The 14,471-nt window shown below is 61.4% G+C and carries 18 protein-coding genes; all 18 read right to left on the reverse strand.

The annotated features are described in order from the left end of the window. Positions 1-11: 11 nt before the first annotated feature. Positions 12-575 (reverse strand): alkaline shock response membrane anchor protein AmaP, encoded by a 564-nt coding sequence (gene amaP / locus VQ071_RS10435; protein WP_340513924.1) that lies wholly within the window; start codon positions 573-575, stop codon positions 12-14. Positions 576-723: 148 nt separating this feature from the next. Further along, a complete protein-coding gene (locus VQ071_RS10440) occupies positions 724-1,131 on the reverse strand; it encodes an Asp23/Gls24 family envelope stress response protein (RefSeq protein WP_340513925.1) in 408 nt (135 codons plus the stop codon). A 110-nt stretch (positions 1,132-1,241) separates the two neighbouring features. Next, complete coding sequence (gene accC, locus VQ071_RS10445; RefSeq protein ID WP_340513926.1) at positions 1,242-2,609, reverse strand: acetyl-CoA carboxylase biotin carboxylase subunit; 1,368 nt, start codon at positions 2,607-2,609, stop codon at positions 1,242-1,244. Between the two features lie 69 nt (positions 2,610-2,678). Continuing rightward, positions 2,679-3,173, reverse strand: coding sequence for an acetyl-CoA carboxylase biotin carboxyl carrier protein (accB, locus tag VQ071_RS10450; RefSeq protein WP_340513927.1), 495 nt, complete (start codon positions 3,171-3,173; stop codon positions 2,679-2,681). Positions 3,174-3,423: 250 nt separating this feature from the next. Beyond that, entirely contained in the window at positions 3,424-4,182 is a 759-nt protein-coding gene (locus VQ071_RS10455) for a SpoIIIAH-like family protein (protein WP_340513928.1), read from the reverse strand. A 48-nt stretch (positions 4,183-4,230) separates the two neighbouring features. Then, positions 4,231-4,884, reverse strand: a complete 654-nt coding sequence (gene spoIIIAG, locus VQ071_RS10460) for a stage III sporulation protein AG (protein WP_340513929.1) — start codon at positions 4,882-4,884, stop codon at positions 4,231-4,233. A gap of 4 nt (positions 4,885-4,888) precedes the next feature. Beyond that, entirely contained in the window at positions 4,889-5,611 is a 723-nt protein-coding gene (locus VQ071_RS10465; protein WP_340513983.1) for a stage III sporulation protein AF, read from the reverse strand. Positions 5,612-5,645: 34 nt separating this feature from the next. Beyond that, positions 5,646-6,950, reverse strand: coding sequence for a stage III sporulation protein AE (gene spoIIIAE, locus VQ071_RS10470; RefSeq protein WP_340513930.1), 1,305 nt, complete (start codon positions 6,948-6,950; stop codon positions 5,646-5,648). A gap of 2 nt (positions 6,951-6,952) precedes the next feature. Then, positions 6,953-7,354, reverse strand: coding sequence for a stage III sporulation protein AD (gene spoIIIAD / locus VQ071_RS10475; protein WP_340513931.1), 402 nt, complete (start codon positions 7,352-7,354; stop codon positions 6,953-6,955). Between the two features lie 9 nt (positions 7,355-7,363). Further along, entirely contained in the window at positions 7,364-7,567 is a 204-nt protein-coding gene (spoIIIAC, locus tag VQ071_RS10480) for a stage III sporulation protein AC (protein ID WP_340513932.1), read from the reverse strand. A 15-nt stretch (positions 7,568-7,582) separates the two neighbouring features. Beyond that, positions 7,583-8,101, reverse strand: coding sequence for a stage III sporulation protein SpoIIIAB (spoIIIAB, locus tag VQ071_RS10485; protein WP_340513933.1), 519 nt, complete (start codon positions 8,099-8,101; stop codon positions 7,583-7,585). After that, positions 8,094-9,128, reverse strand: a complete 1,035-nt coding sequence (gene spoIIIAA, locus VQ071_RS10490; protein WP_340513934.1) for a stage III sporulation protein AA — start codon at positions 9,126-9,128, stop codon at positions 8,094-8,096. The genes spoIIIAB and spoIIIAA overlap by 8 nt, the downstream gene beginning before the upstream one ends. A gap of 115 nt (positions 9,129-9,243) precedes the next feature. Then, on the reverse strand, positions 9,244-9,507 hold the full coding sequence (locus VQ071_RS10495; protein ID WP_445293278.1) for a YqhV family protein: 264 nt from the start codon (positions 9,505-9,507) through the stop codon (positions 9,244-9,246). 691 nt (positions 9,508-10,198) lie between these two features. Further along, positions 10,199-11,452, reverse strand: a complete 1,254-nt coding sequence (locus VQ071_RS10500; RefSeq protein WP_340513935.1) for an aspartate kinase — start codon at positions 11,450-11,452, stop codon at positions 10,199-10,201. A 127-nt stretch (positions 11,453-11,579) separates the two neighbouring features. Next, a complete protein-coding gene (gene efp, locus VQ071_RS10505; RefSeq protein ID WP_090113107.1) occupies positions 11,580-12,137 on the reverse strand; it encodes an elongation factor P in 558 nt (185 codons plus the stop codon). A 33-nt stretch (positions 12,138-12,170) separates the two neighbouring features. Further along, positions 12,171-13,250: a M24 family metallopeptidase gene (locus tag VQ071_RS10510; protein WP_340513936.1), complete on the reverse strand. Its 1,080-nt coding sequence runs from the start codon at positions 13,248-13,250 to the stop codon at positions 12,171-12,173. 64 nt (positions 13,251-13,314) lie between these two features. After that, positions 13,315-13,761, reverse strand: a complete 447-nt coding sequence (aroQ, locus tag VQ071_RS10515; RefSeq protein WP_340513937.1) for a type II 3-dehydroquinate dehydratase — start codon at positions 13,759-13,761, stop codon at positions 13,315-13,317. 105 nt (positions 13,762-13,866) lie between these two features. Continuing rightward, positions 13,867-14,406, reverse strand: a complete 540-nt coding sequence (locus tag VQ071_RS10520; RefSeq protein WP_340513938.1) for a YqhR family membrane protein — start codon at positions 14,404-14,406, stop codon at positions 13,867-13,869. Positions 14,407-14,471 lie beyond the last annotated feature (65 nt).

Genomic DNA, 14,471 nt, shown 5'->3' on the forward strand with positions numbered 1-14,471 from the left:
GGCATTGCCTCCTATTCCACGCGGCTTTTGAATGTCGTCGGCGCCTGGGTCACATTGGCGATGTACACGGTCACGTCCGATACGGGGATGCCCGTCGTCTCTTCGATCTGCTGGGATACCGTGCGCTGCATGTCCTCCGACAGCGTCGGAATCGAGCCCTCGCCGTCGACGAAGGCGCGTACGGTAATGTGAAGACCCGCCTCCGCCACACGCACGCGGGCACGCAGATCCTTGACCCCTTTGGAGCGGGATGCCGCCTTGAGCGCCAGATTCTCGACGGTCTCGATGGAAATCTGAATGTCGCCGTGCTCGGTCCGTTGATTGATCGTAGGTGCCGTGCTGTTCATGCGTCCGACCGACAGCACGAGGAATCGCAGGCCGATGATGATGACGACGGCCGCGACCACGATCACACTGATCTGCAGCGGACGGTAGTCGCCTCTGGCCTGTACGAGCACCTCGGTCAGCCACTCGAGCGTAAACGCGCCTGCCGCGACGGCGATGGCAAATGCAGCCGCGACGATAATCGCCGCGGAAAAAATGAATAGCAGCAGCCTGTCCCATACTTTGAACACGTAAGCGACTCCTCCCGTCGTGAACCTATCTGAGCGATGCACTGCCTATATGGTCGAAAAAGCGCCCGATGAGCCCTACCTCGTAAGGTCGGGCCATCCAGGCGCCGTCACCCGCAATTCCAAGCGAGACGACCGCGCGTTGCCGGCGTCATCTCACCCGCAGATGCGCATCGTCTTCTTCGATCTTGTCCGCTGGCTTGAACAGCACATCGTGGACATGAACGTTAACCTCGATGACGGTAAGTCCCGTCATCGTCTCGATCGACCGCTTGACGCCCTGCTGAACCTCAGAAGCGATCTCCGTGATTCGCCTGCCGTACTCGACGATGATCGATACGTCGATGGCGGCTTCTCTCTGGCCGACTTCCACCTTGACGCCCTTGGACAGATTCTTGCGGCCGAGCAGCTCCGCGATGCCCGAAGAGATGCCGCCGCTCATGCCGGCCACGCCTTCGACTTCGACAGTCGCCAGCCCCGCGATGATCTCGATGACTTCAGGCGCGATCTGGATCGTACCCATATCGGTCCGCTCGTAGTCGGTCACCAATGCTTCCATTCCTTGGTCTACCTCCTCACGTGTTGTCGTCGGTCAGGCCCTCAATATTAATACTATAGCAAAGGCCGATAATTATGACAAACCTCCGGACCGTCGGATAAAAAGCGCTGCTACGCTTCTTGGCCGTACGGGGCGTCGATGTCATGCTCTTCGAGGAACTTGATGTCGAAGGTGCCCTTGTTGAATATCGGATGGCTCAGCAGCTTCAGGTGAAACGGAATCGTCGTCTTGACGCCTTCGATCATGAATTCGCCGAGCGCCCTGCGCGCGCGGGCGATCGCTTCCTCGCGCGTCGGGCCCCATACGATCAGCTTCGCGATCATCGAATCGTAGTGCGGCGAGATCATGTAGCCCGGATACGCACCGCTGTCGACGCGTACGCCCGGACCGCCCGGCGGCAGATAAAATCCGATGCGGCCCGGCGAAGGCATGAACCCGCGATCCGGATCTTCGGCATTAATCCGGCATTCGATGCTCCAGCCGTCGAAGCGGACCTCCTCCTGCTTGAAGCTGAGCGGACGGCCTTCGGCGACGGAGATCATCTCCTTGATCAGGTCCACGCCGGTGATGAGCTCGGTAACCGGATGCTCGACCTGAATGCGGGTATTCATCTCCATGAAGTAGAAGTTGCCGTCGGGCCCGAGCAGAAACTCGATCGTACCCGCGCCCGAATAGTTGACCGCTTGGGCCGCGCGCACGGCCGCTTGGCCCATCCGCTCGCGCAGCTCCGGCGACATGACCGGGCAAGGCGCTTCCTCGACCAGCTTCTGGCGGCGGCGCTGCACGGAGCAGTCGCGTTCGCCCAGATGGCAGACGTTGCCGTGCTTGTCGGCCATAATCTGAATCTCGACATGCTTCATGCCCGTCAGAAATTTTTCCAAATATACGCCGGCGTTGCCGAATGCTTTTTGGGCTTCCTGCTGCGCGGTTGTGATCTCGCGGACGAGCATCTCCTCGTCGTCGGCAAGCCGGATGCCCCGGCCGCCGCCGCCGGCCGTCGCCTTGATGATGACCGGGTAGCCGATCTCCCGCGCTACGCGCACGGCTTCGTCGATATCCTCGACGAGGCCTTCGGAGCCTGGAATGACCGGGACGTCGGCCTGCTTCATCGTCTGCTTGGCGACGGACTTGTCGCCCATCTTGCTGATCGCTTCGGCGGACGGGCCGATGAAGACGATATTGCAGGTCTCGCAAATATCGGCGAAGTCGGCGTTCTCGGAGAGAAATCCGTATCCCGGATGAATCGCGTCGCACTCGGTCAGCGTGGCGACGCTCATAATATTGGTCAAATTCAGGTAGCTGTCCTTGGAAGCGACAGGTCCGATGCAATAGGCCTCGTCGGCGAGCTTCACATGGAGCGCTTCACGGTCGCCTTCGGAATAGACGGCTACCGTGGAGATGCCCAGCTCGCGGCAGGCGCGGATGATGCGCACGGCGATCTCGCCCCGGTTGGCCACCAATATCTTGTGGATGTTCAAGTTAGCAGTCTCCCTTCGTAGTTCCGGCAGGCCGGGAGCTTGGACCGGCTGGCTGGAAAAAGCGGCGCATTATTCCGGCTTGACGAGGAACAGCGGCTGGCCGAATTCGACGAGCTGGCCGTTCTGCGCCAGCACTTCGACGATCTCGCCCTTCACTTCGGCTTCGAGAGGGTTCATCAGCTTCATCGCCTCGAGGATGCAGACGACCGTCTTGTCGTGGACTTTGTCGCCCTCGTTCACGAACGACGGCGCGTCCGGCGACGGCGCGCGGTAGAACGTGCCGACCATCGGCGACACGATCTGGTGCAGGCCCGACAAGTCTTTGCCGGCGGGCTGCTGTCCGGCGGAAGGCTGCTCGGCGGTCGCGACCGGCGCGGATGCCGGAGCCGGCGTCTGCGCCGGCAAGTATGTATGCGGGATAGCTGCGGTCTGCACGTTGACGACTTCCGTGCGGCCGGGTTTGCGGATCGCCAGCCTGGCGCCTTCGTTTTCGATCTCGAGCTCGTGTACGGAGGTTTGATCCACAAGTTTGATCAATTCTTTAATTTCGCTAAGTTTGAACATATTCGCCCTACACTCCTTGGCTGTCACATTTGCCGTATGAAATCCAAGCGGCTTCGCCGCCCTCGTCCAAAGGGCAATAACCGCAAGCCGCCGTTCATACAAAGCCGCTTGAATCGGCCCGTTACCTTATACGTATGAAAAAGCAAAGCTTGTACGTACCCATAACGGACTCATTATAACATAATCGAAAGAAATGGAAAGAGCCGGCTGTCGGCCGGCTCCTTGCCGGGACTCCCGGCGCTTATGCGATTCAAGGCACGTACTGGACGGCTACGGCGTCGGGCGCGACGCCCAGCTCCTTGGTGGCGAGCTTGACGATCTTGACCGCCTGCTTGGAATCCAGCTTATCCGCCTGTACGATAATTTCGTATTTGTTGTTGTCGACCGAGTTGACGACCGCGTTTTCGTAATCGAGCTGCAATTTGTCCTGCAGGCTGGTGATCCGCTCTTCGGTAGCGGTGATCCGGCCTTGTTCCTCTACGGCTGCGGCGGCTTCTTCCTGCGTCTTCGAGCTGTCGCCGATGACCTTGTTCAAATCTTCGTACGCCTTGGAAGCCGCCTGCTCGCGCTTCAGCTGAATGTCGTCGAAGTACTCGCGTCCGCTCAGATTGCTCATGCCTTTGAGCACTTCCTTATCCTCGGGCAGTACGGAGGAATCCGACTGCTTGCCGGCATCCGGCGATGCCGCCGTCTCCTTGTCCTTGCCGCCCGCCGCACTCGGCGAAGGGCTCGCCTGCGGGCTGGGCGAAGCGCCGCCCGCGCCGGAGGCCGCCTGATCCTTGGCGCCGGTCCCGTCCGAGATGCCGCCAGTGCCTTCTACTGCCGTGATCTGGACGCCGTCGTCGCCCTGAGCGCCTCCGGTCACGCCGGTCGCGTCCGTCGTGAGGCGCTGCTCCTGAGCTGTCTGATCGGGCTTGGATACATCTTCGGTGAACAAGTAATATGCCGAGAGAATAACCATGAGCGAGAGCATCGATACGAGCCAGATCGTTTGTCTTTTGTTATTCATTTTTTTGGCCTCCTGCTTTTAATGGTTATTGGCTTGCTGCTCTTGCAATCATTCGGCGGTGCGCGGCACGACCGATATGCGATGGATCGGCACGTCCATGCCCGCCGCGACCGCCTCGGCGATCATCCGGCGCACGGTCGCGTTCTCCGCCCCCTTCGCGACGATCAGGACGCCTCTTAAGCGAGGCTTGATTTTTTTGACGATGATCGGCGACTTGCCGCCGGACACTTCGTACAGCACGACCTGCCCGTCCTGCGTGATGTCGGTAATATGGCGCCTCGCGCCGTTTTTGTCCGTCTCGTCGGTAATCTGCTGCGAGCGGCTCTCGTTTTGCTGGACGACCGTTTCCTCCGTCGAATCCACGGTCACCATCACCTCCGCCGTGCCGACGCCAGCGATTTTCTCCAGCATCTCCTTGAGCCGCTGATCGAGCTGGTTCTCGATATCCGCGAACGGATCGTCATGGCTCTCTCCGGTGCCGAGGAAGGTCTCCTGCTGAGCCGGCTTGTCCCCGTCGCCGGGAGGGACGACATCGGCGGCGCCCGGCGGCGTCACCGGCTTCATATTGAGATAGGAAGCGGCCAGCAGGAGCGCTGCGCCGACCAGCCCGATCAATATGAGCCAGCGAAACGTCTTGATCCGCTTCGGACCGCCGGGTCCGCCTCCGATGTACGTCTCCAGCTTTTCCAGCCACTTGGCCACACCCTCAGCCCCTTCCTCCGCTCGGCGCCGCACTCGCGCTCTTAACCTCGATTCTGTCCGTGCCGATGCCGAATCTGCCGGCGATCAGCGCCGATATCTGCTGCGTCTGCCCCGCGTCCGCCGGCATGTCATCCTCGGCGGGACTGGCGGCAGCCGGCATGTCGCCGCCCGGACTGCCCCCGGCCGCATCGATGGCGATATCGACCTGCACCGGGGCGACCGGCTCCACCTCGGCGATCGGCGCGCGGCCGTCGGATGCGGATTCGGTGGACGCCGCCCCGCCCAGGCGGACGGTGACGCCGTCTACATCCATCGTCCCATCCTTCATGACGACGGCATCGACCGTCACGTCATCGACTGCGACGCCGGCCTCCCGCTCGACCGCCGCCTTGATCTGAGACTCCAGCTCCGCGACGGCCAGCTTCGCCGCCTGATCGTTCCTGGTGCCGCCGATGCGTTTTGCCTCTGCCATGATCTGCGCCAGCTCGCCCTCGCCCGATTCCCCGTACGGCTCGCGCTCCGCCCATTGAATGCCCGCCGCGACCTTGGCGCTCATATCGCCCTTGACCCAGGAGAGCAGCGGCGAAGCGAGCGTCAGCAGGATGAACAGACCGGCGACGAGCCGGACGTACCGCTGCATCGTGCGGTTCGGCAGCAGCAGATCGATGAGCGCCGCCAGCAGGACGGCCGCTACGACCTGGCGGAGCCAGCCGCCCAGCGCCTCCATCACCGTTCCTCGCCTCCCTTGAGCCGCCGCCGGCTCATCTCATCAGTATGGATGCATTGCCTGCGGTGAGCACGATCGTCACGGCCAGGAAAAACATCAGGCCTACGGATGCGAGCGCCGCGAACACATAGATCAGCGTCTTGCCGATGAGCTGGAGACACTGCACGATCGGCGTATCGCCGAGCGGCTGCAGGACGGCGGCGGACAATCTGTAGATCAGCGCGATCGTCAGTATTTTGACCGCCGGGAAGGCGCACAGGAATACGAGAATGACGACGCCGGCGATGCCGACCGCATTTTTGACCAGCAGGCTCGCCGAGAGCACGGTGTCCGCGGCATCCGAGAACATCCGTCCGACGACGGGCACGAAGTTGCCTGTGACGAACTTGGCGGTGCGGAGCGCGACGCCGTCCGCGACCGCCCCCGTGGCGCCCTGGATCGACAGCACGCCCAGGAACAACGTCAGCATCGCGCCGAGCAGGCCGATCGCGACCGTGCGGAGCAGATTCGCAAGCTGCGTCACCTTGAACCGCTCGGAGATCGTGCTGGCCAGGTGCAGCACCGCCGAGAAAAACAGCAACGGGAACACGGCGACATGGATGATCGTGCCGATCGAGTGGATCATGAACACGATGAGCGGATGCAGCACGGCGACCGTCGCCACGCCTCCGGTGCTCGCGAGCAGCGTCAGCAGCAGCGGCACCATCGCCAGCATGAACTGCACCATGCTCGAGATCGCCTCTGCCGCGTAGCCGGCTCCCGTGCGAAAGCTGTTCACCGCGATGATGAGCAGCACCATATAGGCGACGGCGTAGGCGACCTGGCTGACGGCCTGGCGCTCGAAGGCGCTCTGCATCGTCTCGAGCAGCATCGTGAATAGGGCCAGCAGTACGATGGTGACGATCAGCTTGCCGCTGTACAGCACCTCATGCAGGAAAAACCGCGCCAGACCGAGCAGCACATCCTTGACGCTCCAGCCTTGACCGTCCTTCGGGAACATCAGCTCCCGCAAGCCGGGGGCTTTTCCATCCGGAAAATATCCGCCGTATTCGTTCTTCAGCTTGTTCCAGAACTGTTCGATCTGCTCCAGCCGCAGATCGTCCGTCTGTGTCTCCGCCAGCTCGCCGGTCAGCGCGCGGGGGTCCGTGCCGTATGACCCGTCGGTGTCCGGCGCCGGGGTGGCAGCTGCGGCCTTCGACTGTGCTGCCGCCTCGGCGCTGATTCCGGTTCCCGATGCAAACGTCTGGCCCGGCCACAGCGTCAGCAGCCATGCGCTCGCCAGCAGCAGGAGCAGCGGCAGCCAGCTTCCCCCGCCGCCGCGCGGGGCTAACGTTCGCATCGTCAAGCGCCTCCTCCCGTCGGCAGCAGGCCGAGCACCGTCTCGATGATGACGCTGATGATCGGCACCGCCATGACGAGGATCAGCATCTTGCCGGCGAACTCGATCTTCGAGGCGATGCTGTCAAGCCCTGCGTCGCGCACGATCTGCGCGCCGAACTCGGCGATGTAGGCGATGCCCACGATCTTGAGCATCGTCTTCAGATAGACCGACTGGATGCCGGAATGATCCGCGAGCTCCTCGATCATCTCGATGACGCCGCCAATCTTGCCGATCAGGGCGAGGAATATCGCGATGCCGAAAAAGGCGGCCAGCAGAAAAGCGAACATCGGCTTCTGCTCGCGGATAACGAGAATCAGGATAGCCGTCAGGAGACCGACGCCGACGATCTGCAAAATATCCATGGCTGCCCCCTACTGGAACAGGAAGATCGTCTTGATCTCCTGAAACAGCTCGTTGAGCATGCGGATGACCATGAAGAGCACGACGACGAAGCCGATCACCGTCACCCAGTGCGCCATATCCTCCTTGCCCATCTGCTTGAGCATCGTATGAATCATCGCGACGATGATCCCGATGCCCGCAATCTGGAAAATCGTGCTCACATCGATGTTCATGAATACGGCCCCCTACTACATCATGAGAATGACGACCAGGGCGGCCGTGAGCACTCCCAGGCTTCGGCACAGCTTTTCGTATCGCCGTTGGTCTTCCCGCGCCGCCTGCTCCTCGGCCTGCAGCTGGTGCGCGGCCAGCTTCAGATGCTTCAGCTGATCGCTTGCCCCGCTGCCGCCCAGCGTCTCCCCGAGGCGAAGCAGCGTGTCCCGCTCCGGCTCCCGCATCGATGTGGCCGGCCAGCCGGCCCGAACGGCCCGCTCCCAGCAGTCCCGCACGGTCTCCCCGGACCCCGATGCGAGCCGTGCGGATGTCTCGGCGAACAGAGACGATACCGGCGCTGTCAGGGCGGATGCGATGCGGGCCAGCGCGTCGGGCAGCGGCGTCTGTCCATAGCCGATCTCGGTCTCCAGCCGCTGCAGCGCGTGGATCAGCTGCCTGATCTGGCGCGGCCGCTGGGCGAACCTGGCGGCCTGCACGAACCCGATCATCGTGCCCGCGAACAGGATGAGGGCGGCGCCGACGAGCTTAAGCATGGCGCGCTCCGCCTTCGTTCGGCGACCGGATGACGGGCACGGACCTGCAGCCGGCGGATTTGCGCGCCTCGGCCTCGGCTTCTTCGGCGCCGACGACGCGGTGCCTGACGATGCCGCCCGAGCGCGACAGCAGCACGTAGGCGCCGAACATGCCGTCTGCGGCGAGCTCGGCCAGCACCGGACGCGCGAACACGTCCCGCAGATCGATCGCATGCGCCGTCGCGACGACGCGAACGCCCGCATGGAGCGCCTCTCTGAGGGCGTACGCGTCCTCAGGCCGCCCGATCTCGTCCGCCACGACGACCTCGGGCGACATCGAGCGGACGAGCATCATGAGCCCCTCGGCCTTCGGACATGCGTCCAGCACGTCCGTACGCGGCCCCAGGTCAAAGGCGGGGATGCCCCGATCGCATGCGGCGATCTCGGACCGCTCGTCCACGATGCCGACCTTGCGACCGCCCCATCTCGACGCTTGAGGATGATGCCATTCTCCTGCGCTGATCGAACGGGCCAGATCCCGCAGCAGCGTCGTCTTGCCCTGCTGCGGCGCCGAGACGATCAACGTATGCCTGACCGTGCGGGCAACGGGGTCCAGCAGCTCCGGCAGCAGTGTGGCGGCACAGCCCTTCCTCGCTCTGGCGATCCGGATATTGAAGCTGGAGACGTCGCGCAGATGACGGACATGTCCGCCCTCCAGCACCGTTCGTCCGGCCAATCCGATCCGATGTCCTCCCGGAACCGTCACATATCCGCGCCGCAGCTCCTCCTCCACCGCATACAGCGAATGGTTGGTCACGCGCTCCAGCAGCGCCCTGCAATCTTCGCGGCTCGGGCGGTATGCCGACGCGCTGTCCGTACAGATGCTGCCATCCGGCCCGACGAACGACGCCCCGCCCCCGTAGCCGATCTCAAGCGGCCTTTCTTCTCTGACCCGGATCTCTTCCAGCGATAGCAGCAGCGTCTCCGGCAGTCTCTCCAGCCTGTCCCGGAGACTCGCAGGGAACAGTTCGAGCAATGACAGCGGCAAGCGGTCTCCCCCTCTCCGACAAGTTGTCCTTTGCTCTTCCAATCATATGCGCGGCCGCCTCTCATTTATGACAGCATGTCTTTCCTCTTTTTAATAGATTTGCGTTAGCGGCCGGCTACTTTTTAAGAATGCCGACGAGCAGGCAGGCAACGCCCGCCGCCACCCACAGCAGCTTGACGGGCGAGAGCTTGTCCGACAGGCCGACGAGACCGATCGTCGTCGTCGATATGAGGATGAGCGGGCCGACCAATGCCAGCATGGCATTGACGCTGAGCGCCTTGGTCACATCGTTGAGCTTCAGCATGACGAGCGCGGCGGTCAGTTCGATGCTGCCGGACAGAATCCGGAGCAGCGCCATACTGAATACGGATTTATCCAAGCCGTCATCGCCTCCTTTCGATTGTCGCGGATAAGGTGCGTGGTTTACGTTATGCGAGGCGAGGGGACAACTTGCATAGAAGAATAAATATTGAGAGATTTAAAGCGGAATTCATGTGGCGGGGGTAGATAGCGGTCATTGTGGCCGTTATGCCGTTATTACGAAGGATGGCTCCATTCGTACAAACAGCGTGGTCGGGGCAGCGTAGACGAATACCTGCGGATTTACATCCTTTTTCCAGCTATCGCATGTTTTGAACGATAAAAAATGCGCAGCTGCAGGCTTTTGCCTCTTTTCCTTCGATACTCCGGACTTCGCGGCTGAAAAGCTGCTGATTTGCAGGCTTTTCGTTTTGGGCTTGTCGGGATTGCAAAAAGCCTGCACGGATGCAGGCTTTTAAGTCGTCCCCATATAAAAGACCCGCCCGAAAAACCGGACGCGTCCAATGTTAAACTTACCTGTCTCATCGCAGTGTGCGTATATCCGTCTTATGCTCCCAAAACCCTTACGGCCTGCTCGCTCATGTTCCTTCCTTCAAATACGGCGAACGCCGCCGGGGGTGCAGCCTCCCTGGGTTCGGCGCTCGACAAGATCGGAGGCGAGATCGGCGCGAAGCGAAGACAACATAGCCGGGGCTGCGACGCAAAAAAAGCTGCCGGAAGCATCCGGCAGCTTCGTCCTGCTCGAGTTGTTATCTGCGATCCTGCGGACCGCCGACGAACACGGCATCCGCCGTATCGAGCCCGTACGCGGTATGCAGCGCGCGCACGACGTCGTTCAGCGGCTCTGCTGCGATCACGCAGGAGCACTTGATCTCGGACGTGCTGACCATCTTGATGCTGACGCTCGCCTTCGAGATGACGTCGAACATCTTGGCGGCTACGCCGGGATTCGATACCATACCTGCGCCGACGATTGATACTTTGACGAGATTCTCCTCATAGGCAGCTTCGTCGAAAGGCACCTCGCTGCGGATCCGCTCGATCACGGCGAGCGCGCGGGCGCGGTCGGCCAGCGAGACGGTGAACGAGAAGTCGGCCTTGCCGCTCGATATGCCGCTCTGGACGATAATGTCGACATCGATCGACTCGCTCGCCAGCGCTCCGAAGATCTTCGCCAGCACGCCGGGGATATCCGCCACGCCTACGATGCTGATGCGGGCTACATTTTTATCAAAAGCGATGCCGCTGACGACGACGCCTTGTTCCATTGCCGCTTCCTCCCTTACGAGCGTTCCTTCATTCTGGGTAAAGCTCGAACGCACCACGAGATGAACGTTGTAGTGCTTCGCGTATTCGACTGCGCGAGGGTGCAGCACCGCCGCTCCGAGATGGGCAAGCTCCAGCATCTCGTCGTACGAGATGACGTCCAGCTTGCGCGCGTTCTGGACGACGCGGGGATCTGTCGAATAAATGCCGTCCACGTCGGTATAAATCTCGCATACGTCCGCCTTGATGGCGGCCGCGAGCGCGACTGCCGTCGTGTCCGATCCGCCTCTGCCGAGCGTCGTAATCTCGCCCTCGTCCGTCATGCCCTGGAAGCCGGCGACGATCGCGATCGCTCCGCCGTCCAGCGCGGCCAGCAGACGGGTCGGCGTGATCTCCGAGATGCGCGCCTTGCCGTGCACCGCTTCCGTCACAATGCCGGCCTGCCAGCCCGTGAACGACTTGGCGTCATGGCCCAGCTTGTGAATCGTCATTGCGAGCAGCGCGACCGATATTTGCTCGCCGGTCGTCAGCAGCATATCCATTTCCCTGGCCGGGGGATTGTCGGTCAATTCCTTGGACTTGTCAATTAGATCGTCGGTCGTATCGCCCATGGCGGACACGACGACGACGACGCGATGGCCCTGCAGCTTTTTGTCGATAATCCGCTGCGCCACGCGCTGCATCCGCTCCGTGGTCCCGACGGAACTGCCGCCGAATTTCATCACGATTAAGGACAACGCGATTCCACTCCTCATCTACACTGTGCATACAGCAATATATTATAGCACAAGGCTATCGGCCCAGAAACGAAAAAAAAAATCCTCCGCGGATGCCCCAAGGCGTCCGCGAAGGATCGGGATCGTACTAAGCGCGCGAGATGTACTTGCCTTCGGTCGTATTGATGAGCAGCACGTCGCCTTCGTTGATGAACAGCGGCACCTGCACGTTGTGACCGGTCTCGAGCTTGGCGTTCTTGGTCGCGCCCGTCGCGGTGTTGCCCTTGATGCCCGGCTCGGTCTCGACGACCTTGAGGTCGACGTTGTTCGGCAGGTTGATGCCGAGAATCTCGCCCTGATAGCTCGTGATGTTGACCGTCATGTTTTCCTTGAGGAAGTTGATCTCCCATTCGAGCTGCTTCTTGTCCAGGTTGAACTGGTCGTACGTCTCGTTGTCCATGAACGTGTACTCGCTGCCGGAGTTGTACAGGTACTGGACGGCGCGGTTCTCGATATGGGCGCGAACGACGTTCTCGCCGGCGCGGAACGTCTTCTCGATGACGTTGCCGTTGCGCAGGTTCTTGAGCTTGGAGCGGACGAACGCGGCGCCCTTGCCCGGCTTGACGTGCTGGAAGTCGATGACGGTGCACAGATCGTTGTCCACTTCAATGGTAAGGCCTGTCTTAAAATCGTTAACGGAAATCACTGCTAGAATTCCCTCCTGTAGGAACGTGGCTCCTTACCCCAGAACGATCAGTTCCTTGGGGGAGCGCGTAAGTATTTTAATCCCGTCATCCGTCAAAACGACGTCGTCCTCGATCCGTACGCCGCCGAAGCCCGGGATGTAGATGCCCGGCTCGACCGTGACGACATGGCCCGGGAGTAAAATCGAATCCGGCGCCGAAAAGCTGAGCCGCGGCTCCTCGTGAATATAAAGCCCGATGCCGTGGCCGGTGCTATGGCCGTATTGATCTCCATAACCATACCGCGTGATGATATCTCTCGTCAAGGCGTCGCCTTCGCGGCCGTTCATCCCCGGCTTGAGATGCGCCAGCGCGTGCAGCTGCGCCTCGAGGACGATGCCGTAAATCTCTCTGTGACGGTCGGTCGGCGTACCGACGAACACCGTCCGCGTCAGATCCGAGCAGTAGCCTCTGTAGTACGCGCCAAAGTCCAGCGTGACGAACTCGCCCGTCCCGATGATCCGGTCGCTCGCAACGCCATGCGGCATGGCCGAACGCTCGCCGGATGCGACGATCGTATCGAAGGACGTGCCGGACGCCCCGAGCTTCCTCATATAGAACTCCATCTCGAGCGCGATGTCCGATTCCTTGGCGCCCGGTCTGATGAAGTCCAGGATGTGAGCAAACGTACGATCGGCGATATCCGCCGCTGCCTCGATGATCGCGATCTCCGAAGGCTCCTTGACGGCGCGCAGCTTCTCCAGGACTTTGCCCGCCGGCGCCAGTCGGACGGGAGCCAGCCGCTCGGCGAGCGTCGAATACGAGGCGTATGTGACGGCCCCGTCTTCGAACAACAGCCGCTCGATACCCGCCCGCCGCAGCCGCTCCGCGACCGGTTCATAGTAGCCCGTCGTCGGATGCTCTACGACCTCGACGCCGTCGGATTGCGCTCCCGCCTGCTCCGTATAGCGGAAGTCCGTGAACAGGACGGCTTCCGACGCCGTCACGAGCACGACGCCCGCGGAGCCGGTGAACCCGGTCAAATATCGCCGGTTGTGATCGCTCGTAATCAGCATCGCCGAATCCTGCAAGCCTGACAGCTCCGCTCGAAGTCGCGCGATTCTAGCTTCGCTCATAAACCGTCCACCTCGTTTTTCTCCATCTAATGCTGTGCGCCAATTGCAGGGCGGCCTTCGCCGGCTATCGCCCCGAAGACTGTAAATGACGAAGCAGCGCCAGCAGTCCGAGCTCGTACCCGTAGGCGCCGAATCCGGCGATCTGTCCGATGCACACGGGCGCCAGCATCGAAGTATGCCTGAACGATTCGCGCTTATGTATGTTGGACAGATGAACCTCCACCGTCGGCAGTCCGACCGACGCGATCCCGTCGCGCAGCGCGATGCTCGTATGCGTGTATGCGCCGGGGTTGATCAGAATGCCGTCATGGCGCCCGTAGGCGGCATGAATCTCGTCGAGAAGGGCTCCCTCGTAATTCGACTGATAGAAAGAAAGCGATGCGCCCGCCCTGGCCCCCGCTTCCCGCAGCTGCGTCTCGATATCGGACAGCGTCTGGCTGCCGTATACGCCCGGTTCCCTGATGCCGAGCATATTCAGGTTCGGGCCGTTCAGTACAAGAATACTGGACATGTCCGGCACACCTTCCTCATTTTTCAGGCTGCAAATCCATCAGTCATTGTATCACATCGGGCGATACAGAGGCTACAGAACCGCTTCGGGCAGCCTGGAGTATCGTCATGCGGGCTGGGGCTCCCCGTCGCCGCCTCCCCCGCCGGCCTGCTTGGGCTCGCGCGCCTGCTCGTCGTGATATTCGAAGGCGTACGAGAATCCGATGAACAGGCCCCATATCAGGTACAAGGCGCATTCCGTAACGATACTCGACAGCCCGATCTCGCGCAGCGGCGGTACCGCGCCCGTGAGCGGTCCGATCCAGAAAAATAGCAGTCCCCACCACAATGCCCCGAACAGCAGGCCTGGCCACGGTCCGCCAAGCCTGCCGAGCAGCGCCCAGTATACGTATGCCGCGACGATCGACATGAGGATAAACAGCACATAGCCCATGCAGTGCCAAAAAATCGTATCCAGTTGGCCTCTTTTCACGAACGGATCCGCCAAAAAAGCTTGCGGAACTTTTGTAAAGTTGAGCGCGATCCACAGCCACCTGACCGCTCCTCCGATAACACCGGCAAAGAAGCCGATCAAAAGGCAGTATACAGCGGGATGCCTCGTCTTGCCCTGCCGCCTGCGCTCGTCTCGTTGCTTAACCGCGTCCAATTCGCGCGCCCCCTTCCGGCAACCTTAGATTGTACGGACATTAGTATGGGCCTCCGCCAGGCTCG

This window comes from Cohnella sp. 56 (genome assembly GCF_037963805.1).
Taxonomy (GTDB): Bacteria; Bacillota; Bacilli; order Paenibacillales; family Paenibacillaceae; genus Cohnella.